This is a genomic window from Caulobacter sp. BP25, from assembly GCF_002737755.1.
Taxonomy (GTDB): Bacteria; Pseudomonadota; Alphaproteobacteria; order Caulobacterales; family Caulobacteraceae; genus Caulobacter.
Map to the genome: position 1 here is coordinate 89,543 of NZ_PEGH01000013.1, position 23,914 is coordinate 113,456.

Annotated in this window: 25 protein-coding genes; 8 read left to right on the plus strand and 17 right to left on the minus strand. The window is 65.7% G+C overall.

Annotated elements, in window-relative coordinates; translation table 11 throughout:
* Window positions 1-56: 56 nt before the first annotated feature.
* Window positions 57-596, minus strand: coding sequence for a DUF177 domain-containing protein (locus CSW59_RS09755; RefSeq protein ID WP_099443861.1), 540 nt, complete (start codon window positions 594-596; stop codon window positions 57-59).
* Complete coding sequence (locus CSW59_RS09760) at window positions 581-1,111, minus strand: ubiquinol-cytochrome C chaperone family protein (protein WP_099443862.1); 531 nt, start codon at window positions 1,109-1,111, stop codon at window positions 581-583. Before CSW59_RS09760 ends, CSW59_RS09755 begins: the two co-directional genes overlap by 16 nt.
* A gap of 121 nt (window positions 1,112-1,232) precedes the next feature.
* Here CSW59_RS09760 and CSW59_RS09765 point away from each other — a divergent pair, with 121 nt between their 5' ends.
* Both CSW59_RS09765 and CSW59_RS09770 read left to right on the plus strand, forming a co-directional pair.
* Complete coding sequence (locus CSW59_RS09765) at window positions 1,233-1,718, plus strand: outer membrane protein assembly factor BamE (RefSeq protein WP_099443863.1); 486 nt, start codon at window positions 1,233-1,235, stop codon at window positions 1,716-1,718.
* A 310-nt stretch (window positions 1,719-2,028) separates the two neighbouring features.
* Window positions 2,029-2,526, plus strand: coding sequence for a response regulator (locus tag CSW59_RS09770; protein ID WP_369825763.1), 498 nt, complete (start codon window positions 2,029-2,031; stop codon window positions 2,524-2,526).
* Between the two features lie 67 nt (window positions 2,527-2,593).
* Here CSW59_RS09770 and CSW59_RS09775 read toward each other — a convergent pair whose 3' ends face one another.
* The 7 genes from CSW59_RS09775 to glyA all read right to left on the minus strand — a co-directional run bounded on the left by CSW59_RS09775 (window position 2,594) and on the right by glyA (window position 9,510).
* A complete protein-coding gene (locus CSW59_RS09775) occupies window positions 2,594-4,732 on the minus strand; it encodes a sodium-translocating pyrophosphatase (RefSeq protein ID WP_099443865.1) in 2,139 nt (712 codons plus the stop codon).
* A 258-nt stretch (window positions 4,733-4,990) separates the two neighbouring features.
* A complete protein-coding gene (locus CSW59_RS09780; protein WP_099443866.1) occupies window positions 4,991-5,488 on the minus strand; it encodes a hypothetical protein in 498 nt (165 codons plus the stop codon).
* A gap of 150 nt (window positions 5,489-5,638) precedes the next feature.
* Complete coding sequence (gene thiL, locus CSW59_RS09785) at window positions 5,639-6,697, minus strand: thiamine-phosphate kinase (RefSeq protein ID WP_099443867.1); 1,059 nt, start codon at window positions 6,695-6,697, stop codon at window positions 5,639-5,641.
* Complete coding sequence (gene nusB, locus CSW59_RS09790) at window positions 6,657-7,106, minus strand: transcription antitermination factor NusB (protein WP_099443868.1); 450 nt, start codon at window positions 7,104-7,106, stop codon at window positions 6,657-6,659. The genes thiL and nusB overlap by 41 nt, the downstream gene beginning before the upstream one ends.
* Window positions 7,103-7,567 carry a 6,7-dimethyl-8-ribityllumazine synthase gene (gene ribH, locus CSW59_RS09795; protein WP_099443869.1) on the minus strand — a complete coding sequence of 155 codons (465 nt, stop codon included), beginning with the start codon at window positions 7,565-7,567 and terminating at the stop codon, window positions 7,103-7,105. Before ribH ends, nusB begins: the two co-directional genes overlap by 4 nt.
* A gap of 61 nt (window positions 7,568-7,628) precedes the next feature.
* Window positions 7,629-8,102: a transcriptional regulator NrdR gene (gene nrdR, locus CSW59_RS09800; protein ID WP_099443870.1), complete on the minus strand. Its 474-nt coding sequence runs from the start codon at window positions 8,100-8,102 to the stop codon at window positions 7,629-7,631.
* A gap of 121 nt (window positions 8,103-8,223) precedes the next feature.
* Window positions 8,224-9,510, minus strand: a complete 1,287-nt coding sequence (gene glyA / locus CSW59_RS09805; RefSeq protein WP_099443871.1) for a serine hydroxymethyltransferase — start codon at window positions 9,508-9,510, stop codon at window positions 8,224-8,226.
* A 164-nt stretch (window positions 9,511-9,674) separates the two neighbouring features.
* Between glyA and CSW59_RS09810 the strand changes: the two genes are divergently transcribed.
* Window positions 9,675-10,121 carry a MucR family transcriptional regulator gene (locus CSW59_RS09810; RefSeq protein ID WP_099443872.1) on the plus strand — a complete coding sequence of 149 codons (447 nt, stop codon included), beginning with the start codon at window positions 9,675-9,677 and terminating at the stop codon, window positions 10,119-10,121.
* Between the two features lie 100 nt (window positions 10,122-10,221).
* Here the strand turns inward: CSW59_RS09810 and hemA are convergent, their stop codons facing one another.
* From hemA to CSW59_RS09840, 6 genes are all read right to left on the minus strand, one after another.
* Entirely contained in the window at window positions 10,222-11,448 is a 1,227-nt protein-coding gene (gene hemA, locus CSW59_RS09815; RefSeq protein WP_099443873.1) for a 5-aminolevulinate synthase, read from the minus strand.
* A 171-nt stretch (window positions 11,449-11,619) separates the two neighbouring features.
* A complete protein-coding gene (gene mmsB, locus CSW59_RS09820) occupies window positions 11,620-12,516 on the minus strand; it encodes a 3-hydroxyisobutyrate dehydrogenase (protein WP_099443874.1) in 897 nt (298 codons plus the stop codon).
* Window positions 12,517-12,581: 65 nt separating this feature from the next.
* Window positions 12,582-13,385 (minus strand): class I SAM-dependent methyltransferase, encoded by an 804-nt coding sequence (locus CSW59_RS09825; RefSeq protein ID WP_099443875.1) that lies wholly within the window; start codon window positions 13,383-13,385, stop codon window positions 12,582-12,584.
* A gap of 58 nt (window positions 13,386-13,443) precedes the next feature.
* Window positions 13,444-14,496 (minus strand): enoyl-CoA hydratase/isomerase family protein, encoded by a 1,053-nt coding sequence (locus tag CSW59_RS09830; RefSeq protein ID WP_099443876.1) that lies wholly within the window; start codon window positions 14,494-14,496, stop codon window positions 13,444-13,446.
* Between the two features lie 16 nt (window positions 14,497-14,512).
* Window positions 14,513-15,121, minus strand: coding sequence for a histidine phosphatase family protein (locus CSW59_RS09835; protein WP_099443877.1), 609 nt, complete (start codon window positions 15,119-15,121; stop codon window positions 14,513-14,515).
* A gap of 7 nt (window positions 15,122-15,128) precedes the next feature.
* Complete coding sequence (locus tag CSW59_RS09840; RefSeq protein WP_099443878.1) at window positions 15,129-16,268, minus strand: isobutyryl-CoA dehydrogenase; 1,140 nt, start codon at window positions 16,266-16,268, stop codon at window positions 15,129-15,131.
* A gap of 257 nt (window positions 16,269-16,525) precedes the next feature.
* On the opposite strand from CSW59_RS09840, the gene CSW59_RS09845 reads away from it, so the two are divergent.
* The 4 genes from CSW59_RS09845 to CSW59_RS09860 all read left to right on the plus strand — a co-directional run bounded on the left by CSW59_RS09845 (window position 16,526) and on the right by CSW59_RS09860 (window position 20,107).
* A complete protein-coding gene (locus CSW59_RS09845; RefSeq protein WP_099443879.1) occupies window positions 16,526-16,990 on the plus strand; it encodes a DUF2147 domain-containing protein in 465 nt (154 codons plus the stop codon).
* Between the two features lie 134 nt (window positions 16,991-17,124).
* Window positions 17,125-18,624 (plus strand): NAD(P)/FAD-dependent oxidoreductase, encoded by a 1,500-nt coding sequence (locus CSW59_RS09850; protein ID WP_099443880.1) that lies wholly within the window; start codon window positions 17,125-17,127, stop codon window positions 18,622-18,624.
* A 58-nt stretch (window positions 18,625-18,682) separates the two neighbouring features.
* The gene (gene hemB / locus CSW59_RS09855) at window positions 18,683-19,702 is read left to right on the plus strand and encodes a porphobilinogen synthase (protein WP_099443881.1); all 1,020 of its coding nucleotides are present in this window, start codon (window positions 18,683-18,685) and stop codon (window positions 19,700-19,702) included.
* A gap of 9 nt (window positions 19,703-19,711) precedes the next feature.
* The gene (locus tag CSW59_RS09860; RefSeq protein WP_099443882.1) at window positions 19,712-20,107 is read left to right on the plus strand and encodes an NUDIX domain-containing protein; all 396 of its coding nucleotides are present in this window, start codon (window positions 19,712-19,714) and stop codon (window positions 20,105-20,107) included.
* Here CSW59_RS09860 and CSW59_RS09865 read toward each other — a convergent pair.
* Window positions 20,104-20,730 (minus strand): TetR/AcrR family transcriptional regulator, encoded by a 627-nt coding sequence (locus CSW59_RS09865; protein WP_099443883.1) that lies wholly within the window; start codon window positions 20,728-20,730, stop codon window positions 20,104-20,106. The genes CSW59_RS09860 and CSW59_RS09865 overlap by 4 nt on opposite strands.
* Before the next feature lie 53 nt (window positions 20,731-20,783).
* Here CSW59_RS09865 and CSW59_RS09870 point away from each other — a divergent pair, with 53 nt between their 5' ends.
* Complete coding sequence (locus CSW59_RS09870) at window positions 20,784-21,650, plus strand: metal-dependent hydrolase (protein WP_099443884.1); 867 nt, start codon at window positions 20,784-20,786, stop codon at window positions 21,648-21,650.
* Between the two features lie 263 nt (window positions 21,651-21,913).
* Here the strand turns inward: CSW59_RS09870 and glyS are convergent, their stop codons facing one another.
* Window positions 21,914-23,908: a glycine--tRNA ligase subunit beta gene (gene glyS / locus CSW59_RS09880; RefSeq protein ID WP_099443885.1), complete on the minus strand. Its 1,995-nt coding sequence runs from the start codon at window positions 23,906-23,908 to the stop codon at window positions 21,914-21,916.
* Window positions 23,909-23,914 lie beyond the last annotated feature (6 nt).

The window sequence follows — 23,914 nt, forward strand, 5'->3', positions numbered from 1 at the left end:
AAGGCGGCGGACGATACATCCGCGTGAATATCACGCAAGCGGTCGAGTCGGAGCTTCTAGCCCTGATCGTCCTTCAGATTCAGCCCCTTCAGGGCCGCGAACGGGGACAATTCCACCGGTTCTGGCGGCTGGACAAAGACTGCGCCGGGTTTGCGGGGGAACGGATCCAGCTCCAGGGCCAGGTGCTCGACCACATAGCCGGAGACATCAACGACCTCGCCCTCGAGCACGTCCGGCGGATCGTCGCCGTCAGGATCGGCGCCCAGGTCGCCGGACTCCTCCTGCGGCGCGTTCTGGCTGTCGGCGGGCAGGACGCGCAGATGGAATCGGGCGTCGATCGGGGTCTCGAAGTCGTCGGCTGTGGCGCTGCAGGTCTGGACGAGCCGCGCGCGCAGGACGCCCGAAATCTCGGCGCCATCCAACCACGAGGTCAGGAACACCTCGGCCGAGAGCGCCTCCAGGCTGACGACGCCCAGCTGCAGAGCGATCGTCTTGCGCTGCTCGGCGCTCGGCTCAAGGCGCAGCTTCACGGCGCCACGATCGACCTGAGCGAGCGGAATCTCGCAGGGCCAGGGCGCGGTCACGGGGTCGGCCAAGTCACATCTCCTTGCAGCAGGGCGTCCAGCGGCTGTTCCGCAAGCGCCGCGCGCGTCTTGATCACATAGGCGGTCAGGGCGGCGACGTCGCCCTCGCCTCTTTCCTCGAGCGCGGTTCGGGCCAAGAAGTCGCGCGTGGCCGCCCCGTCCGGCAAGCTGGCGACGGCTTCATCATAGGCCTTCAGGCGGCCATAGAAGGCGCCAGCCAGCTTCTTCATCTTCTTGCCGACCGAGGTGTCGGCCACGCCGATTTCCCGGAAGGCGTCGTCAAGGCCCTTCACATAGGAATCAAACACGGCCTGAGAGGTCTCCGCTGCGGCCTCGCCTTGCCCCTTCAGTCGCTCGATCAGGAAGATCACGTGCAGACTGAACAGCTCGAACCGGCCCTCCATCGAGTCGCGGACGCCAAAATCACGATAGAAAGCCGGCGAGCGCGCCTGCGCCACGGCGCAAGCGTAGAGCTTGCCCCCCGCCGCCTTGGTGGGCCTGGGCTTTAGCCATCGGTCCAGAAACATTGAAACGCCTCGATTTCGCCGCGACATCCCGCTAGAGGCGGGGTCCGCTTTCACGCGGGCATTGAACTAAGCCCCCGCGGGCGATAGGTCAAAGTCTGCATTTTTCCGGTTCGGAGCCTTGATGTCTCGCCCCGCCGTTTTCGCCGCCGCTGTCCTGGCCCTGGCGCTCGCCACTTCGGCCTGCACGCCGCTGACGAGTTATTCCGGGTTCCAGGCCATCGAGGCCAGGCCCGCCGACATGAAAGTCGGAGAGGACAGCAAGTCCACCTTGATGGAAAAGCTGGGTTCGCCGTCGACGGTTTCGACCTTCGACAACAACACCTGGTACTACATCTCGCAGACCACCGACCGGGTCGCCTTCTACTATCCGCGCGTGATCAAGCGCGACGTCGTGGCGATCAAGTTCAATCCGGCCGACGAGAAGGTCGCCTCGGTGAACACCTACACGCTGAAGGATGGCAAGGTCATCGCCTACAACGGCCGCGAGACGCCGACTCGCGGCCGCGAGATGACGATCCTCGAACAGCTTCTGGGCAACGTCGGCCGCGGCGGCATGCTGCCGCAAGACGACGAGGCCCCCGGCCAGCGTCCGGGCGATCGTCGTTAAGCCCAAACGCCACCGCAAGCTTTACAAAGCCGCTCGCCGTAAGGTGGGCGGCTTTTCTTATACTGCTCAGAGTATTCAAGAATGGACAGACTTGGTCACACCGGCGCATTTACTGTGAATAAAAAATTTACCTTTCTTCTTGAGACACATTGCCGCAGTCTAAGCCCTCCTTAAGACCGACTTGAACGCCCCCTGAATTCTGAAGGCGCGTAAATCGCGCACTCATGAGTTCAGAGACAGGAGGAGGCGCACTGTGGAGACGACGGACCTTCGCGCCCTATCCATCCTGTTGATCGACGACAACGCCAACATGCGCCGGGTGATCACCACCATCCTGAAGTCGGCGGGCGTACGGAACATCCACGAGGCCGACGATGGTCTGGGCGCCTTGCGGATCTTCCAGACCAAAGAGATCGACATCATCTTTACCGACCTGGTGATGCAGCCCGTGGACGGCCTGGCGTTCGTCAAATGGGTCCGCACCTCGACGGCCAGCCCCAATCGCTATGTCCCGATCATCATGATGACCGGCCACGCCACTCAGCGCACCCTGAACGAGGCGCGGATGGCCGGCGTGACCGAGTTCCTGGTCAAGCCGCTGACCGCGCGGACGGTGATGCATCGGATCAACGAAATCATCAACAATCCCCGCCCCTTCGTTCAGGCCAAGGCGTATTTCGGCCCCTGCCGGCGGCGGCGAATAGACCACGACTTTGTCGGCGCAGAGCGGCGGGGCGAGGTGCCGATCGACGTGATTCCGAGGGCCAGGGCCGCTCCCGCCGAGCTCACTCCGGAAGAGATGTACTAAGTCTACAAGGACAAACGCCCCGGAGTTTCCTCCGGGGCGTCGTCGTTTCAGGCGATGGCTTTCTCGATCAACCGCCGTGGGCCAGGACCGCCAGCAGCAGCAGCGCCACGATGTTGGTGATCTTGATCATCGGGTTCACCGCCGGACCCGAGGTGTCCTTGTAGGGATCGCCGACGGTGTCACCGGTGACGGCGGCCTTGTGGGTCTCACCGCCCTTCGTGTGCAGGACGCCGTTCTTGTCGGTGAAACCTTCCTCGATCACCTTCTTGGCGTTGTCCCAGGCGCCGCCGCCGCTGGTCATCGAGATGGCGACGAACAGGCCGGTGACGATGACGCCCATCAGCATGGCGCCGAGCGACGCAAAGGCGTCGACCTTGCCGGCGATGGCGTTGATCACGAAGAACAGCACCACCGGCGAGACGACCGGCAGCAGGCTGGGGACGATCATCTCGCGAATGGCCGCCTTGGTCAGGATATCGACGGCGCGGCCGTACTCCGGCTTCACCTCGCCCGTCATAATGCCCGGGTTCTCGCGGAACTGACGGCGGACCTCGGCGACGACTGACTCGGCCGCGCGCCCGACAGCGGTCATCGACATGCCGCTGAACAGGAACGGCAGCAGACCGCCGAACAGCAGGCCAACCACCACGTACGGATTCGACAGGTCAAACGTCACCGGGCCCATGCCGTCGAAGAAACTGCCCGGCGTCGCATTGGCCGAGAAGAACTTCAGGTCCTCGGTATAGGCGGCGAACAGCACCAGGGCGCCGAGACCAGCCGAACCGATGGCGTAGCCCTTGGTCACGGCCTTGGTGGTGTTGCCAACGGCGTCGAGCGCGTCGGTGGTGACGCGGACTTCCGGCGGCAGGCCGGCCATTTCGGCGATGCCGCCGGCGTTGTCGGTGACGGGTCCAAAGGCGTCCAGCGCGACGATGAAGCCGGCCAGCGACAACATGGTTGTGGTGGCGATCGCAATGCCGAACAGGCCCGCCAGGTTATAGGTGACCACGATGCCAACGATGATGGTCAGGGCTGGCAGCGCCGTGGCTTCCAGCGACATGGCCAGGCCCTGGATCACGTTCGTGCCGTGACCCGAGACCGAGGCCTGGGCCACCGACTTCACCGGGCGGAAGTTCGTGCCGGTGTAGTACTCGGTGATCATCACGATGGCGGCGGTGACGGCCAGGCCGACCAGACCACAGTAGAACAGGCCGTCGGCCGTGTAGGTCCGGGCCTCGGTCACGACCGGAGCCGGGACCAGCTGGTGCAGCACGTACCAGACCGCCGGGATCGACAACAGGCCGGTCACGATCAGGCCCTTGTACAGCGCGCCCATGATGTTCTGGCTCTTGCCCAGGCGGACGAAGAACGCGCCGATGATCGAGGTAACGATACAGACCGCGCAGATGGCCAGCGGCAGCAGCATCATCGCGCCCACGGCCTCGTGGCCGCGGAAGAAGATCGCCGCGAGAACCATGGTCGCGACGGTGGTCACGGCATAGGTCTCGAACAGGTCGGCCGCCATGCCGGCGCAGTCGCCGACATTGTCGCCCACGTTGTCGGCGATGGTCGCGGCGTTGCGAGGATCATCCTCGGGGATGCCGGCCTCGACCTTACCCACCAGATCGCCGCCCACGTCGGCCCCCTTGGTGAAGATGCCGCCGCCGAGCCGGGCGAAGATGGAGATCAGCGACGCGCCGAAGCCCAGGGCCACTAGGGCGTCGACGACGCTACGGCCGGTGGCCTCAAGACCCAGAACCTCCGTCAACACCCAGTAGTAGCCGGCGACGCCCAGCAGAGCGAAGCCCGCCACCAGCATGCCGGTGATCGCGCCGGAGGTGAACGCCAGGGACAGCCCCTTGGCGAGACCTTCAGACGCCGCCTGGGCCGTGCGCACGTTCGCGCGCACCGAGATCAGCATGCCAGCGAAGCCCGCCGCGCCCGACAGCACCGCGCCAACCAGGAAGCCCAGAGCGGCCCACAGGCCGATCAGCAGGTAGACAGCGACGAGGATGACCGCGCCGACGATCGAAATGGTGAGATATTGCCGCCGCAGATAGGCCTGAGCCCCTTCCTGGATCGCTGCGGCGATCTCCTGCATGCGTGCATTGCCGGCCGAGGCCCGCATCAGACTGGCCGTCTGCACGGCGCCGTATAGCACCGCCAGAAGCCCGGCCCCAATGGCCAGATAAAGCCAAAGACTCATTAGGTTCTTCGCCCCTTCGCGCTTCTTTGCAACGAGGGGACGCCGATCCGCCGGCGGCGACCTTGAGCCAACTCAAACAAGCCAACTCAATCGCCGTCGAGGTCGACAGGCGGGCCTTATGGCCTCGTGCCCCCTCGTACTCCCTGAAAATGACGACCGAACGGTGTCATGCGAAGGACACTGTCAGATGCCTTGGGGGCGCGCAACCCGCGTTGGCGCAAGCGATTTTCGCGGCGCGCCGGCTCAAGCTGCTGTGTTTCAGGGATTAGGATTGTCGGGCTTGTTCTGGATCGCTCGCAAGGCCGCCGCGTTCGGCGGCATGACCCGCTGGCGTGGAATCTGCTTGGCGATCTCCACCGAAGCCACCTTCCCCTTGCCGAACAGCGTGGCGCATTGGCTCAGGACAAAGGCTTGAAGCCGAGGACCATCGACCTCCTGCCAGGTGTCGGGACGGACGAAGGGCGTGCGATAGGCCGCGCGCATGATCGCGTCCCGTAACACCGGTTCCTGAACCTTGAAGCTCTCGACCTCGGCGCCGGAGGTTAGCCTGAGCGTCAGAGCCACAAAGACGTAGTTCACGATCCGCCCATTGACGACGATCGGGATCGTCATCGAGCCCAGCTTGTAGGTCGGATCGAGCGCCTGAGCCTCGCCGTCCTTCTTCTTTTCCGAGCTGGCGAGGGCTGGGCCAGCCGCGAAAGCGCCCGAAACAAGTCCCAGGACGAGGCGGCGGGAATAGATGCGGCGGAGGCTCATGAGCCCAACCTTAGCAAGCGGGGCTTGATATTCCCCTACTAGGGCCTTGCGCGTCAAAACGGAATCGTTTTGACGCGATAACAAGGCTCTAAATCAAACACTTAGAGCGTGACTCGTGCCGAAATCGGCTCCCACTTTCGGCGTGACGCTCTAGCCGTGCAGCCAGCCCAGGCGCGAGGGGGTCACATCGCGCCCCTTGTAGTAGGCCGACACGCCCTCGCCTTCGACGAACTCGCCGATCTCGCTGACCTTGACGCCCGCCGCCGCCGCCGCGATGCGGAAGTTCCAGGCCTCGTTGGGATCGACAGCGCAGACGATCTCGTAGTCGTCGCCGCCGGAAGCGAGCGAGATACGTCCCTCGACCTGCTCGGGCTGGAGCTCCAGCCAAGCCTGGCCGCCCGGCGAGAGCGGTAGACGTTCCAGATCGACCCGGACGCGGCACCCGCTGGCCTTGGCGATATGGCTACTGTCGGCCAGCAAGCCGTCGGAGACGTCAGCGGCGGCCTTGGCGTGCTGACGCATGGACTCGCGAAGGCCGATGCGCGGCTCGGGCTGGCGATAGCGGCGAAGCAAACCGCCGTCGGGATCGGCGACCTCGCCCCATTGGGCCAGCAGGCCCAGCCAGCCGTCACCGATCGTACCGGACACCATGAGCTTGTCGCCCGGCTTGGCGCCCCGGCGCAGGATCGCCTCGCCTTCCGGAACCCAACCCAGCAGGGTCGCCGACAGCACCAACGGGCCGGAGGTGGTCACCGTGTCGCCGCCCAGCAGCGAAATGTCGAAGAGCGCGCCGTCTTCTGCCAGACCGCGCGCGAAGGTCTCGCGCGAGGTGACGTCCGAGCCCGAAGGCCAGCCGACGGACAGGAAATAGCCGTAGGGCTCGGCGCCCTTGGCCGCGAGATCGGAGAGATTGGTGCGCAGCAGCTTGCGCGCGACCACATCCAGCGCCTCGTCGACCAGGAAGTGCACCCCGCCGACCATGGCGTCCTTGGTGACCACCAGGTCATAGCCCGGACGCGAGGGCAGCACGGCCGCGTCGTCTAGCAGATCGAGCGCAGCCGGATCGCCCCGCGTCAGCGGACGCAGAAGCCGTTCGATATGGTCGAATTCAGTCGCGGGCGCCACCGCTGTGGATGGCGCCTCGTCTTCAGCGAACCAGTCTTCTTCGTCAGTCTCTTGCATCACGGGCGATCGCGTCGAGGGCGCCATTGATGAAGCCTGACTCGGGACCCTCAAAAAAGGATTTCGCTATCTCGACATACTCATTGATGACGACTTCGGTCGGAACATCCGGCCGATACATCAATTCGTAGGCGCCTGCCCGCAAAACAGCGCGCGCGGTTGCGTCCAATCTTTCGAGGCGCCAACCCGAAGCCAGACGCTTGACGATCCCCTGGTCCACCTTGGCCTGATGGGCCACGACCCCTTTAGCCAGCTCGGCAAAGAAGGTTTCATCGGCCGCCGCCAGACGCTCGCCCTCGACGTCCCGGTCGAAGCGATGCTCCGAAAACTCGCGGATGACGGAGTCGACGCCGGCACCTGAAACTTCCATCTGGTACAGCGCCTGGATGGCCGCTAGGCGAGCGACCGAGCGCGGTTGGGTGCGGGGTGCGCTCATCTGCCGCGCCCCAGAAGCTGACGTTTCAGCGCGATCGTCTCCAGGCAAGCCTTGGCGGCCGCGCCGCCGCGATCGCCTTCGCTGACCTTGGCGCGGGCCCAGGCCTGCTGCTCGTCATCGACGGCCAGCACACCAAAGCCGATCGGCAGACGCCGGCCGATGCCCAGGTCCTGCAGCCCGCGAGCGGTTTCGTTCGACACGAGCTCGAAATGGTAGGTCTCGCCGCGGATCACGCAGCCCAAGGCGACATAGCCGTCGTAGCGCACGCCCACGGGGCCTTGGCCGGCGTCGTCCGCCAAGGCGATCGCCGTTGGGATCTGGAGCGCGCTGGAAACCGTGATCACATCGTATTCCGCGCCATAGGCCTCGATAGCCTGGGCGGCCCCGCGCAGCAGCTCGTCGGAGACGCCCGAATGGCTTCGGCCCTCCACGATCAACAGGCGGATGTTGTCTTCAACCATCTAGCTCGACTCTCCACGGCCGCGTCGCGCGCGACCAGAAACACACATTAGGCTTAACGGACTATAGCTCTTCCTCGACACTGTCGCTCAGTCCCTCTTCGGTGAGGAACTTGGCGAAGTCGCCGGTTTCCTTGAAATCGCGATAAACCGAGGCGTAGCGGACATAGGCCACGTCATCGAGGGATTTCAACGCCTTCATGACCATTTCGCCGACCGTCGACGACGGCAGCTCGGTCTCGCCCATGCTTTCCAGCTGGCGGACGATGCCGTTGATCATCCGCTCTACCCGTTCCGGATCGACGGGGCGCTTCTGCATCGCCAACGTGATCGAACGCACCAGCTTGTCGCGGTCGAACGGCGAACGCCGGCCCGAACGCTTGTGGATGATCAGCTCGCGCAGCTGGACGCGTTCGAAGGTCGTGAAGCGGCCGCCGCACTCGGGGCACATCCGGCGACGGCGGATGGCCGCGCCGTCTTCCGACGGGCGGCTATCCTTGACCTGGCTTTCGGCGTGGCCGCAGAAGGGACAGCGCATGATATGGCCCCTCCCGCGGCGCCGCGAACGCGTAGGCGAAAGTGTTGGCGGTTTCGCCGCCTAACGCGTTCGAAAACTAACAAACCAGCCCCTCTTGTACACAAGAGAGGCTGAGGCGCCATTAGTTGTAGATCGGGAACCGGCCCGTCAAGGCCAGCACTTCCTCGCGGACCTTGGCTTCGACTGCGGCGTTGCCGTCGGGACCGTTGGCGGCCAGACCGTTGACCACTTCGCCGATCAGCTCGCCGACGCGGGTAAACTCGGCTTCCTTGAAGCCGCGCGTCGTGCCGGCCGGCGTGCCCAGGCGGATGCCCGAGGTGACCGTGAACGGCGCGGTGTCGAACGGCACGCCGTTCTTGTTGCAGGTGATGTGGGCGCGCTCAAGGCTGTGCTCGGCGTCGCGGCCCGTCACGCCCTTGGGACGCAGGTCGACCAGCATCAGGTGGCTGTCGGTGCCGCCCGAGACGATGTTCACGCCCGACTTCAGCAGGGCCTCGGACAGCGCGCGCGCATTGGCGATGACCTGGTGGGCGTAGGCCTTGAACGACGGCTGCAGCGCCTCGCCGAAGGCGACGGCCTTGGCGGCGATGACATGCTCCAGCGGGCCGCCTTGCAGGCCGGGGAAGACCGCCGAATTGACCTTCTTGATGATGGCCTCATCGTTGGTCAGCACCATGCCGCCGCGCGGACCGCGCAGGGTCTTGTGGGTCGTCGTCGTGACGATGTGGGCGTGCGGGATCGGGTTCGGATAGGCGCCGCCGGCGATCAGGCCGGCGTAGTGGGCCATGTCGACCATCAGATAAGCGCCAATCGAGTCGGCGATCTGGCGGAACCGGGCGAAGTCGATCTCGCGGCTGTAGGCGCTGCCGCCGGCGATGATCAGCTTGGGCTTCTCGCGCTGAGCGATCTCGGCCACGCTGTCATAGTCGATCAGGTTGTCCTGCTGGCGCACGCTGTAGGAGACCGGCTTGAACCACTTGCCCGACTGGTTGGCGGGCGAGCCGTGGGTCAGGTGACCGCCGGCGGCCAAGTCCATGCCCAGGAAGGTGTCGCCCGGCTGAAGCAGGGCCATGAACACCGCCTGATTGGCCTGCGAGCCCGAGTGCGGCTGAACGTTGGCGAAACCCGCGCCGAACAGCGCCTTGGCGCGTTCAATGGCGATGGTCTCGATCTCGTCGACATACTCGCAGCCACCGTAGTAGCGCTTGCCGGGATAGCCCTCGGCGTACTTGTTGGTCAGAATCGAGCCCTGGGCTTCGAGCACCGCCTTGGAGACGATGTTCTCCGAGGCGATCAGTTCGATCTGGTTCTGCTGCCGATCCAGTTCGCGACCGATGCGATCGAAGATGTCCCGATCGGCGGTGGCGAGGTCGGCCCCGAAAAAGGCGTTGAGGTTGGCTTCAGTCATCACGCTCTCCTGGCGCTGCGGGGAGTCGGCAGAGGCGCCCTCTTTAACGAGATAGGCGCGGCAATCAATCTTGGAACCACATGTGAAGCTGTGCGTTGCAGTCGCTCAGGGCGGCGTCGTCCCCCTGCGACATGACAATGGCAACAACGAGAGTGGGATATCTCATGGCGTCTCAGGGCGGCGGCAATCCGGACACGAGAGGCGCGAACAGCCTCGATATCCTGGGGCTCAGCGCGGACATCGTGGCGGCCTATGTGGCCCAGAACACCGTGTCGCAGGCGGCCATTCCCGAGCTGATCCGGACGGTTCACGGCGCCCTGACGTCGCTTAGCAATGGCGGCGAGCCACCTCCTCCTCCGGAGAAGGTCAAGCCGGCCGTCCCGATCGGCCGCTCGGTGCAGCACGACTATATCGTCTGCCTGGAAGACGGGAAGCAGTTGAAGATGCTCAAGCGCTATCTTCGCTCGCACTACGACATGAGCCCGGAAGAGTATCGTCGCAAGTGGGGCCTGCCGCCTGACTATCCGATGGTGGCGCCAGCCTATGCCGCTCGGCGCTCGGATTTCGCCAAGAAGATCGGCCTGGGGAAGGGCGTGCGCCGCGGCAGCTGACGGCGCTCCGACCAGCAGGCATGCGAACGCCGCCGGGCTCCGGCGGCGTTTCTCGGTTCTACGATGACGACTTTGGTCGAAGCTGAAGTGTGCTCTGTCCTTAAGCCGCGTAGCCGCCCATGCGGGCTACGTTGCAGTGGGCCCACAGCTTTTCCATCGCCGAGACCAGCTTGCGCATCATCTCGTCGCTGTGGAACGGCGTGGGGGTGAAGCGCAGGCGTTCGGTGCCGCGCGGAACGGTCGGATAGTTGATCGGCTGCACATAGACGCCGTGATCGGCCAGCAGCATGTCGCTGATCATCTTGCAGTGGACGGGGTCGCCGACCAGCACCGGCACGATGTGGCTGTCGTTCTCCATCACCGGCAGGCCGGCGGCCTTGAACATGGCCTTTAGAGTCGCGGCGCGCTCCTGGTGGATTTCGCGCACTTCCGGATGGGCCTTTAGCCACCGCACACTGGCCAGCGAGCCGGCCACCAGGGCCGGAGGCAGCGAGGTCGTGAAGATGAAGCCAGCGGCCATCAGGCGGATGGCGTCAATCACCTCGGCGTCGCCGGTGATATAGCCGCCCATGACGCCGAACGCCTTGCCCAACGTGCCTTCGATGATGTCGATGTCGCCCATCAGGCCTTCGCGCTCGGCGACGCCGCCGCCGCGCGGGCCGTACATGCCGACCGCGTGGACTTCGTCCAGGTAGGTCATGGCGCCGTACTTCTTAGCCAGGGCGATCGTGCCGGCGATGTCGGCGATATCGCCGTCCATCGAGTAGACGCTTTCGAAAGCGATCAGCTTGGGCGCGTCGGTCGGCGCTGCGGCCAGCAACTGTTCCAGATGCGCCAGATCGTTATGCTTGAAGATCTTGCGCGGGCCGCCGCCGTTGCGGATGCCGGCGATCATCGAGGCGTGGTTCAGCTCGTCTGAAAAGACGATCAGGCCCGGCAGGATCTTCTGGACGACCGACAGCGTCGCCTCGTTCGAGACATAGCCCGAGGTGAACAGCAGAGCGGCTTCCTTGCCATGCAGGTCAGCCAGTTCCTGCTCCAGCAGGACGTGGTCGTGATTGGTGCCCGAGATGTTGCGGGTGCCGCCCGAGCCCGAGCCATGCGCGTCCACCGCGTTCTTCATGGCTTCCAGCACGACGGGATTCTGGCCTTGGCCGAGATAGTCGTTGCTGCACCAGACAACGACCTCGCGCTCCGAGCCGTCCTGACGGGTCCAGGTCGCCCGAGGGAAAGCGCCGCGCTGGCGCTTCAGGTCGGCGAAGACGCGGTAACGGCCTTCGTCGCGGATCTGATCGACGGCGCTGCGGAACGCGGCTTTGTAGTCCATTGCGATCTCTAAACCGGCGGCCGATCAGGCGACGGTCCCCTTGATTACAGGCTGGGCTTTTCGCACCAAGCGCCCTTAGTGTCCATCTAAGGGCGTTTACCTAGCAAATAGAAATACCCAATCCGCGCCAACGATATTGTCTATGGGGGGACAACTCGTCGCGGCGCGCTGTCAGGCCAATTCGCTCAGCCTACCCCGCAAAAGCTGAATCACCGCCGAGAAGTCCTTGCCGCCAAAGCCGTTGGCCGCGAACAGGGCGTACAGCGCCTCGGCCTGTGCGCCCATCGGGGTCGAAGCCCCTACCTGGGCGGCCGCGCCCTGCGCCAGCTTCAGGTCCTTCAGCATCATCGCCGTAGCGAATCCCCCGTCAAAACCGCGATCGGCCGGTGTCTGAGGGCCGACGCCAGGTACGGGACAATAGGTGCTCAGCGACCAGCATTGCCCCGAGGACTTGCTGGCGATGTCGAAGAAGCTCTCTGCCGCCAGGCCCAGCTTCTCGGCCAGGGCGAAGGCTTCGCAGACGCCCAACATCGACACGCCCAGCAGCATGTTGTTGCAGATCTTGGCCGCCTGCCCCGCCCCGTGCTCTCCGGCGCGGATCGTGGCGCGGGACATGGGCTCCAACGCGGCCTCGACCGCCGGAAAATCGCCCGCGTTGCAGCCGACCATGAAGGCCAGGGTCCCGGCCTCGGCCGCCATCACCCCGCCGGACACCGGCGCATCGGCGAAACGGAAACCCGCCTCCCCCGCTTGCCGCGCCACATCGCGAGCAGTCTCGACGTCGATCGTGGAGCAGTCGATCAACAAGGCTGATTTCGGAGCGTTCTTCAGAACATCCTCGCCATAGACCGAACGCACGTGCGGTCCGGCGGGGAGCATGGTGATCACCACCTCGGCGTCCGCAACCGCCTCGGCGACGGACGCAGCAGCCTGACACCCAGTGGACACCGCGCGCGCCATGGCGTCGGCTGAGACGTCAAAGGCCCGGACCTGATGGCCGGCGCCCGCCTGGTTGGCGGCCATGCCGCCTCCCATGTTTCCCAGCCCGATGAACGCGACGCGGGTCATCCACTGCTCCCTGCAAAGACGAACCGCGCCTCATGGGCGCGGCTCTTATGACTATGTTTGGTTCGTCAGCGCGCCGAAGCAGGCTTGCGGAACTTGTAGACGAACTGGTCGGTCTTGCCGCGGATCGACGGGTCGTAGACGTTGACCTTGCGAGGGTCCGACGCGGAGCGGAGCACCTTGCTCTCGCCTTCGAAGATGAAACCCGCCGCCGTGACCTCGGACTTCACCACCGCCGGGTCGATACGATGTAGATCCTCAGTGTTGCGCAGGCCCGAACCCGGCTCGGCGGCGTGGTCGATGACCAGGTAGACGCCACCCGGCTTCAAGGCCTTGAAGATCTGGCGGTTCACGACCGACAGGTCCGCCGGACCCATGAACTTGTCGTGCATGTCGTGATAGTTCTGGGCCGTGAACACGAGGTCCAGCTTCTCCGGCGTGGCGAAGTTGGGCAGGGTGTTCAGGATCACCTTCACGTTCGAATAGGCCGGATCGCGGGCGATGGCGTTCACCGCCGGCTCGCGCTTGGCCAACTTGGTCAGCTCGTCGGGGACATAGGCGTAGACCTTGCCCTTGGGCCCGACGGCCTTCGAGAAGATCCGCGTGAAGTAACCACCGCCAGGGATCAGGTCAGCCACCTTGGCGCCCGGCTTCACACCCGCAAAGGCCAGCACCTCGCCCGGATGGCGCGCTTCGTCGCGCACCATGTCGACGGCGGGGCGCGAGGGATCGCTCAGCGCGGCGGCGATGTTCGCCGGGATAGAGATGGAAGCCGGACCGGAAGGCGGCGGCGGCGGCGGTCCCAGCATCGGCTGTGTGGCGCAGGCGGCGAGGCCGAGCACGGCGACGAGACTGAGAAGCGGCTTACGCATGGCGATCCTTCCAAACCGGCACTTTATTGTTATGCAACACGTTAGCGCAGCCCGCCGCTCACGTCAGCGGCGTCCATTCCTCGTCCGTCGGTAGGGGCGCGAAAATCTCGTCCAGCATGGCGTCAGAGACGTCTTCCAGCCGCGCCGGGTTCCAGCGGGGCGAATTGTCCTTGTCGATGATCACCGCCCGCACGCCCTCGATGAAGTCGTGTTTGCGGACCACGCGCGAGCCGATCCGGTACTCCATGGCCATGTTGTCGGCGAAGTCGGTCATGGCCGCGCCACGCTTGAGCTGCTCGAAGGCGACCTTCAGCGTCTGGGGCGATTTGGTCTTCATCACCTCCAGCTGAGCCTTGCCCCAGTCGCAGGAGTCGAGAGTCAGGAACTCGACGATCTCCTCAACGCTCTCGCCCACGAACAGCCGGTTCAGGTCCTGCTCGAAGCCCAGCAGCGAGGCCTTGCCGGCGTCGGCGCGGTACTTTCGCAGGGTCTCGTCGATGCGTCGCGGATCGGCGACGATCGCCTTTTTTAGCCCCTCGACCGCGCCGAACTCGACGAAGTGGGTGGCGATGCCCAGACGCATGCAGTCCGCGCCCTTGATCCGCGCGCCGGTCAGGGCCAGCCACAGCCCCGCCTTGCCTGGCAGGCGCGGCAGGTACCAGCCGCCGCCGACGTCCGGAAACAGGCCGATGCCGGTCTCGGGCATGGCGAAGGTCGTGCGCTCGGTGGCGATCCGCACGTGGGCGGGCATCGAGATTCCGACGCCACCGCCCATCACCACGCCGTCCATCACCGCCACGACCGGGGTGTCGTAGGTGAACAGCAGGTGGTTCAGCTGATATTCGGTGTGGAAGAACCGACGTGCCTCGGCTCCGTCCTTGGCGCCGCTGTCCGCCAGCATGCGGATGTCGCCGCCGGCGCAGAAGCCCCGCTCGCCCGCATGGTCAATCAGCACCATGTAAATCTCGGGATCGTCCTGCCAGTCCAACAGGGCGGCGATCATGGTCTCGCACATGCCCAGCGTCAGAGCGTGCAGAGCCTTGGGGCGGTTGAGCGTGATGCGACCGACGTTCTTTTGGACGCGGATCAGAACTTCGGGGTCTTCGGTCATGAGTGGCCTTGAAGGTTCAGGCGTGTTCGGCGGGTTCAGCGACCGGCGCGCAGTCGATCCGCTCGATCCGGCCGCTAGCCAGGCGAAAGACGGCGTCCTGGGGGATGTCCTGGCGCAGGGTCTCTTCCTTGGAGAGACCGGCATAGAGGCCGCGCAGCAGCCGGCCGGCGACGCCATGGCTGACCACGATCAGGCGGCGTTCCGGCTCGGCCGTCTGTTCGGCCAGCCAGGCGCCAAGACGCGCGGTCATGACCTCATAGGTCTCGCCGCCCGGCGCGTAAAACCCCCAGGCGTCGTCGCCGTGCAGATGCGGGTTCTCGCCCCTCACCTCCTCGCGGAGGCGTCCGGACCACTCGCCAACGTCGATCTCGACCAGGCGCTCGTCGAAGTCCACGCCGAGACCCAATCGCTCGCCGATCGCCTCGGCGGTGTGGCGCGCCCGGCGCAGCGGGCTGGCGACCAGTCGCCAGTAAGCCCGTTCGGCGGCGGGCGCGAGATCGTCCAACAAGGCCGCCATGGCGCGGGCCTGAGCCTGGCCTAGCGGGGTGAGATCGGACTCGATCCGCCCCTGCAGGCGCCCCTCGCGGTTGTGGAAGGTCTGGCCGTGGCGGCAGAGATAGATCATCCGACGCTCATTGGCGGAACATCTCGCGGGCGATGATGACGCGCATGATCTCGTTGGTCCCTTCCAGGATCTGGTGCACCCGCAGGTCGCGCACGATGCGTTCCAGCGGATAGTCCTGGAGGTAGCCGTAGCCGCCATGCAGCTGCAAGGCGTCATTAGCGACCCGGAAGCCGGCGTCGGTGGCAAAGCGCTTGGCCATGGCGCACAGCTTCGTCGCCTCGGGATGCTTGCTGTCCAGCGCGTGGGCCGCGCGACGGACCATCAGGCGGGCGGCCTCCAATTCCGTCGCCATGTCGGCCAGCTTGAACTGCAGGGCCTGAAAGTCCTTCAACGGCTTGCCGAACTGGTTGCGCGTCTCAAGATAGGCCTTGGCGGTGTCGAGTGCGAACTGGGCGCCGCCGAGCGAGCAGGAGGCGATGTTCAGCCGTCCGCCGTCCAGACCCATCATGGCGAAGCGGAAGCCCTCGCCTTCCTGGCCGATACGGTTCAGGGCCGGCACGCGGCAGTTGTCGAAATTGACCTGAGCGGTGGGCTGGGCGTTCCAGCCCATCTTGCGCTCATTGGCCCCGAAACTCAGGCCCGGCGCCCCCTTCTCCACCACGAAGGCCGACACGCCCTTGGCGCCCTCGCCGCCCGTGCGCGCCATCACGACATAGACGTCCGAGACGCCGCCGCCCGAGATGAAGGCCTTGCCGCCGTTCAGCACATAGTGGTCGCCATCCAGCTTGGCGCTCGTGCGCATGGCCGCGGCGTCCGAACCCGAGCCCGGCTCGGTCAAGCAGTAGCTGGCGATCAACTCCATCGAGGTTAGCCGCGGCAGGTAGCGCTGGCGCAGGTCGTCCGAGCCGAAGCGGTCGATCATCCATGAGGCCATGTTGTGGATGGTCAGGTAGGCGGCGACCGGCACGTCGCCATAGCTCAGCGCCTCGAAAATGATCGAGGCGTCAAGGCGCGACAGGCCGCTGCCGCCGACGTCCTCGTTCACATAGATGCCGGCGAAGCCCAGCGCGGCGGCCTGGCGCAGGACGTCGACGGGGAAGTGCTTCTTCTCGTCCCATTCGGCCGAATGCGGGGCAAGCTGTCCCTCGGCGAACGCGCGCGCCGCATCCTGGATTGCAACCTGATCCTCATTCAGCGCGAAATCCATGCGCGACTTCCTCCCGATCGGGGCAGAACGGCCCTCGTTTCTTTTCGCCTGACTGCGCCGCCGCCGCGCGGCTGTCAATCGCGCTCGGCGCCGCGCATCGGAAGGTTTCGCAAGCCCGCAGGAGGTGTGGCCTGAAATCCTCCGTTACACGACTTGAATCGGCAGAACGGCCACACCCCTTGATAACGATCCGCATTCAGCCCAAATGGCGATCTTCGAGTCTGACCGTTCTCAACAAAAAATCTGCATCAACGACCATGCGTTTCGTGAAGTTCGTGAAGGCCGCCCTGGTGGCGGCCCTGGGAATGACCCTCATCACCGCTTCGGCCCACGCGGCTGACGGCGGCGACATCGCACGTAGCTATGGCGTCTGGCGCAATCCGAAGAATAGCGTGCATCTTGAGATCAAGGACTGCGGGCCCGCGACCTGCGGCGTCGTGGTCTGGGCCAGCCCCAAGGCCGAGGCCGACGCGCGCAAGTCGGGCACGGACACCCTGATCGGCAAGCAGCTCCTGCGTGACTTCGAAGCCCAGAAAAATGGCTCCCTGAAGGGCCGCGTCTGGGTTCCGACCTTGAAAGTCACCCTGGTCGGCACCGCCGACATCGTCGACGCCAAGACCATGCGCGCCAAGGGCTGCGTGATCGGCAACTTCCTGTGCAAGTCGCAGCTGTGGACCCGCATCGACGGCCCGGCGCTGATGGCCTCGCGCGCCGCGCCCTAACCTCGACTCGCCACTTTCGCTTGATTCAGCGCAAGAGCCGCGCGCACACTCCAAGTGTACAATGATCACTTGAGCGTCCGACAGAGACGCCAAGCGATCCAGGCCGCATCACGGCCGGCACGGGAGGAACGAGCATGGACGAAGCGGCGACGCTTCAGAGGCCCGCGCGCGGCGCGGCCAGCGAGCATTTCGACTGTATCATCGTCGGGGCCGGCATCTCCGGCGTCGGTGGCGCCTACCACCTGACGCATCAGAGGCCCGGAACCCGCTTCGTGGTGCTGGAGGCGCTAGAAAGCTTTGGCGGCACCTGGCTGACCCACACCTATCCCGGCATCCGCTCGGACAGCGACCTCTATACCTTCGGCTATCGCTTCAAGCCCTGGGTCGGCCCTCCCATCGCCACCGCCGGCGAGATCCTCAGCTACATGGGCGAGGTGATCGACGAGAACGATCTGGCCCGTCACATCCGCTATCGCCGCCGGATCACCAATGCATCCTGGTCCAGCCTGGACAAGCTCTGGACCCTGATGGTCAGCGGCCCCGACGGCGTCGAGACCTACACCACCAACTTCCTCTGGATGTGCCAGGGCTATTACCGACACTCGGTGGGCTACACGCCGCAATGGCCGGGCATGGCGGACTACAAGGGCCGGATCGTCCATCCGCAGACCTGGCCCAAGGACCTGGACCTTAAAGGCAAGAGGGTCGTCGTGATCGGCTCCGGCGCCACCGCCGCGACCCTGGTCCCCAACATCGCCGGCGACTGCGCCCACGTCACCCTGCTGCAGCGCTCGCCCACCTATTTCGTGCCTGGCCGCAACGAGAACGAACTCGCCGACATGCTGCGCCAGCTTGAGATCGACGAGCGCTGGATCCACGAGATCGTCCGCCGCAAGGTCCTGTTCGACCAGAACGAGTTCACCCGGCGCGCGATCGAGGAGTCCGACGCGGTGAAGGCCGAGCTGCTAGAAGGCGTGAAGATGTTCCTCGGCGAGGACTTCGATATCGAGAAGCACTTCACCCCGCGCTATCGCCCCTGGCGCCAACGGATCGCCTTCGTGCCGGACGGCGACCTCTTCCAGGGTATCGCCTCGGGCAAGGCCTCGGTCGTCACCGACGAGATCGAGCGTTTCACGGAAAAGGGCCTGCTGCTGAAATCCGGCCAGGAGCTTGAGGCCGACGTCATCGTCACCGCCACCGGCTTCGATCTCAGCGTGCTGGGCGACATCGCCTTCGAGATCGACGGCAAGCCGCTGGATTTCGCCGACACCGTCACCTATCGCGGCATGATGTTCACCGGCGTGCCCAACCTCGTCTGGGTGTTCGGCTATTTCCGCGCCAGCTGGACGCTGCGCGCCGACCTGATCGGCGACTTCGTCTGCCGCCTGCTGGCGCACATGGAGAAAACGGGCAAGACGCAGGTCGAGGTCACCCTGCGTCCTGAGGACAGCGACATGAAGATCGGGAGCTGGATTGATCCCGAGGACTTCAATCCCGGCTACCTGATGCGCAACATGCACCTGCTGCCCAAGGCCGGCGAAAAGCCCGAGTGGCGCCACACCCAGGACTATTGGAGCGAGAAGGAGGTCTTTCCCAAGATCGACCTTACCGACACAGCGTTCCGCTATTCGTGAGAGCGCTTAAGGCGTCTGCAAACTTGCCTCGGCGGGCGGCGCGGTCCAAATCAACGGCATGACCACGCCGCCCCTCGCCCCCTACCCGCACACCCGCCTGCGCCGCGTGCGCCAGAGCGACTGGGTCCGCCGCCTCGTCCGCGAGACCGAGGTGCGGCCGTCCGACCTGATCTGGTCGATGGTGGTGCACGAGGGCGAAGGGACCATTCCGGTGGCCTCGATGCCGGGCGTCGAGCGGTTCTCGGTCAAGGAAGCCGCCAAGGCCGCCGTCCGCGCACGTGACTTAGGGATTCCCGCCATCGCCATCTTCCCGCACATCGACGGGTCGCGAAAGGACGCGACCGGCTCGATCGCCGCCGATCCGGACGGCGTGATCCCGCGCGCGGTCAAGGCCATGAAGGACGCCGCCCCCGAGGTCGGCATCATGTGCGACGTGGCCCTGGACCCTTTCACCGACCACGGCCACGACGGCGTGGTCGAGGGCGGCAAGATTCTCAACGACGCCACCATCGAGCGCCTGATCGAACAGGGCCTGATGCAAGCCGAGGCCGGCGCCGACATCCTGGCGCCTTCCGACATGATGGACGGCCGCATCGGCAAGCTGCGCGCGGCGTTGGAAGCCGCCAGCTATCAGGACGTGATGATCATGTCCTACGCGGCCAAGTACGCTTCGGCCTTCTACGGCCCCTACCGCGACGCCATCGGCTCGGCCAAGCTGTCGGCTGGCCCCAATGGGACGGGATTGGGAGACAAGAAGACCTACCAGATGGACCCGGCCAACACCGAGGAAGCCATCCGCGAGGTCGCGCTCGACATCGCCGAGGGCGCTGACATGGTCATGGTCAAGCCGGGCATGCCCTATCTCGACATCCTGCGCCGCCTGGTCGAGGAGTTCCGCATGCCGACCTACGCCTTCCAGGTGTCGGGTGAGTACGCGATGATCATGGCCGCCGCCCAGAACGGCTGGATCGACAAGGACCGCGCCATCCTGGAAAGCCTGACCGCCTTCAAGCGCGCGGGCGCGGCGGGGATCATTACCTACTTCGCCCCCTGGGCGGCGGAGAAGCTGGGCGGCTAGCTTGCGCCCATGACCCGCGTCCTCGACATCGTCACCGCCGTGATCCGCGACGCGGACGGCCGCATGCTGCTGGTCCGCAAGCGCGGGACCTCGACCTTCATGAAGCCGGGCGGCAAGCGCGACGCCGGCGAGGACGACCTGACCACCCTGGCCCGCGAGCTCGAAGAAGAGCTCGGCTGCCGGCTGATCGCCGCCAAACTGCTTGGCCATTTCAGTGCGCCCGCCGCCAACGAAGCGGGCTTCACGGTCCAGTCGGCGACCTATCTGGCGACGGTCGAGGGCGATATCGCGCCGCGCGCCGAGATCGAAGAGTTGGTCTGGATCGACCCCGCCGCGCCGGGTGGCCTGCGTCTCGCACCGCTGCTGACCGAGCAGGTGCTGCCGGTCCTGCTGGAGATCGCCTAGCCCTTCGAGCCCAGAGCGCTGATGCGCCCTTGCACCATCTCCAACGCCAGCTCCCGCGCGCGTTCGGGAGGACGTCCCAGCAGATCCGACAAGGTCGGGCCAAACAGTCCCGTTCCGACGGCCAGGATGATGTTCAGCAGGATGAAGTCCACGACCTTCTCGCGATCGAGGCCCAGGTCCTGGGCCAGGCGGGTCTGGATGATCTCGTCGACCACGTTGCGGACCACGGTCAGCCGCCGGCTCTCGCCCGTCAGCTCCAGCCAGGCCGCCAGCCGCGCCGCGCCCTTGGCCTCGAAGGCCTCGAACAGGGCCTGAGCCCCAAACCCCGGCGTCGCGCCGCCGGTGTTGAAGCCGGTGATGACCTTGTCGGCGAGGTTGCGGATCATCCGCTCCATCAGCGCCGTCTCGACGCCCGCGATCGAGCCGAAATGGTGGATGACGTTGGCGTGCACCACGCCGGCGGCCTTGGCCACGTCCGCCAGCTTCAGCGCCTGGGGGCCGTGTTCGACCAGGATCGCCTCGGCGGCGGCCAGGATGTTCTCGCGCGCGGCCTCGGGCGAGCGGCGGACGCGAGTTGGACGGGGCGCGGACGCTTCTATTGACATTTTTGTCAGTACAACCAAATCTCAGGTTCAGGTCGATGTCCAAGCCCTAGACCGGCGGAGCCCCGAACGCCATGACCCAACCCACGACCCACACCAAGACCCTGGCCAAGCACACGCCCGACGACCTCGCCGTCGCCCCGCGCGATATCCGTTTTGACCTCGACAAGGCGCGCCAAGGCCATTGGCTGGGCGGCGATCCGGTCGGCACGGCGGTGTTCAACGCCCTGTCGCTGACCTTTCCGGATGGCGAGCGCGTGTTCATGGACGCGGTGAAGGCCTATCGCGATCGCCTGACCGGCAAGCTCGCCGAAGACGCTCGGGGCTTTGTCGCCCAGGAAGCCATTCACTCGCGCGAACACCATCACCTGAACAGCCTGATCGACCGCGAGCGCTATCCCGTCGCCGAGATCGAGGCGATGGTCCGCCAGCGCGTGACCTTCATTCGCGGGCGTGGGCCGATGGCCATGCTGATCGCGACCATCGCTCTGGAGCACTTCACAGCCATGATGGCCGAGATGCACGCCCGCCATCGCGAGCTCTTCGCCACCACCGATCCCGAGATCGAGAAGCTGTGGCGCTGGCACGCCATGGAGGAAACCGAACACAAGGCCGTCGCCTACGACGTCTTTCTGGAGGTGACCAGGGATTGGTCCCCGCTGAAGCGCTATCTTGTCCGCTGCCGGGCCATGGCGCTGGTGACGCTGATGTTCACCCGCAACATCACCCGCTACGCCGCCCGGCTGCTGGCGGCTGACGGCTATGCGCCTGATGCGGCGGTCAAGGCGGTGAAGCGCTTCCTCTGGCGCGAGCCGGGCGTCTTCAGCCGCGGCGCCAAGACCTACTTCGCCTGGTACCGGCCGGGCTTCCACCCCTGGGACCAGGACGACCGGGCGCTGATGGCCGACTGGAAGGCGGAGTTCGACGCGGCGGTGGCTTAGGGCTTAGGGCTTAGGGCTTAGGGCTTAGGGAAAGAAAAAGTCCAGCCCCTCAATATCACCGTCATTCCCGCCCTCGTGGCGGGAACCCCTGGTTCAGCTGACACGTGAGACGCCAGCGGACTGCTGAGCAGTCCGCCCCACACGCACCTGCGACGGACAGAGAGGTTCTCGCCACAAGGGCGAGAATGACGGACATTTGGGATGGCGAAACAAGAACGGCGGCCCGTGAGCCGCCGTTTTCGTTATCCAGGGTGGGAAAGCCCCTACCCCGCAATCAGCCCGAAGTCCGCCACCTGGCCCATCGCATCCCGCACGGCCGCCAGCGTCCGCAGGCGGTTGTCGCGGTGGTCGGGGTCGTTGACGAAGACGCCGTCCAGATAGGCGTCCACCGGACCGCGCAGGCCAGCCAACTGGGCCATGGCGCCGGTGAAGTCTTCCGACTTCAGGGCGTCGGCCAGCGGGCCCTTCAGCACGCGCAGGGCGTCGAACAGCTGGACCTCGGCGGCGCTGTCGGCGGCGGGCGCCTCCGGCTCGCCGCTCGGCAGGGCGCCCTTCTTTTCCTCGGCCTTGAGGATGTTGGAGGCGCGCTTGTAGCCGGCCAGCAGGTTCTTGCCGTCGTCGGTCTTCAGGAAGCCGTCCAGGGCCTCGACCCGCGCGACGATGCGCGCCAGGTCGTCGTCACCCAGGGCGAACACCGCGTCGACGAGGTCGTGGCGCTTACCCTGATCACGGAGGGTGACCTTCAGGCGGTCGGCGAAGAAGGCGATCAGGTCTTCCTTGCCGAACTTGGCTAGCGAAACCCGCAGCCCGTTCTCCAGGATGATCCGGATCACGCCCAGCGCCGCGCGACGCAGCGCATAGGGGTCCTTCGAGCCCGTCGGCTTCTCGTCGATCGCGAAGAAGCCGACCAGAGTGTCGAGCTTGTCGGCCAGGGCCACGGCGATCGCCAGCGGCGAGGTCGGAACGGCGTCCGAGGGGCCTTGCGGCTTGTAGTGGTCCTGGATCGCGGCGGCGATCTCGGGATCGAGGCCGGCCTCGCGGGCGTAGTAGCCGCCCATCAGCCCCTGCAGTTCCGGGAACTCACCGACCATGCCGGAAGCCAGGTCCGCCTTGGCCAGCCGCGCGGCTTCCTTGGCTTTCTCGACATCGGCGCCGACCCGCGGGGCGATCTCGCCGGCTAAGGCGACGATACGCTCGACGCGCTGGGCCATGGTGCCGAGCTTGGCGTGGAAGGTCACGCCGTTCAGCTTTTCAAGCCACGGTTCGAAGCCGGCCTTGCGGTCCTCGTCCCAGAAGAAGCGGGCGTCGGACAGGCGCGCCGACAGCACCTTGGCGTTACCAGCGGCGATCACCTTGCCGCCGTCCGCGGCTTCGATGTTGGCGATGGTGATGAAGTGCGGGGCCAGACCCGGCTCGCCGGGCTTCTTCACCGCGAAGTACTTCTGGTGCGTGCGCATCGAGGTGCGGATCACCTCGGGCGGCAAATCCAGGAACGACGGATCCATGTCGCCCAGCACCGGGGTCGGCCATTCGGCCAGGCCCGCGACTTCGTCGAGCAGGCCCTGGTCCTCGACCAGTTCCAGATGACGGGCGAAGCAAAGGGTCTTGCAGCCTTCCAGGATGCGCGCCTTGCGCTCCTCGACGTCCAGCACGACGAAGTGCTTTTCCAGGACCGCGACATACTCGTCGAAGTCCTTGGCCACGAACGGCTTGGCCTCGCCCATGAAGCGGTGGCCCTCGGTGACGTCGCCGCTTTCGACGCCCTCGATCGAGAACGGCACGACCTCGCGGTCTAGCACGCACAGGATGCGCTTGAGCGGCCGCACCCAGCGCAGCTTCTTGTAGCCCCAGATCATCGACTTGGGCCACGGGAAGCCCCGGACGATGGCCTCGACCATCTCGGCGACGATTTCGGCGGTCGGACGGCCCTTCTTTTCGATGAAGGCCATGTAGACGCCGTCGCGCTCGACCAGCTGGTCTTGCGTCAGGCCCGTCTTGCGCAGGAAGCCTTCCATGGCTTGCGGCGGGGCGCCGACGCGGGGGCCTTTCAGCTCTTCCTTGCGGTCGGCCTGGGCCAGCGGCAGGCCTTCGGCGACCAGGGTCAGGCGACGCGGGCCGGCGAAGGTGGTCAGAGCCTCGGGCAGGAAGCCGGCGGCGGCCAGGTGCTCGCGCGCCATGCGCTCCAGGTCCTTGGCGGCCTGGGCCTGCATGCGGGCGGGGATCTCTTCCGAGAACAGTTCGAGGAGAAGTTGGGGCATCGTGAC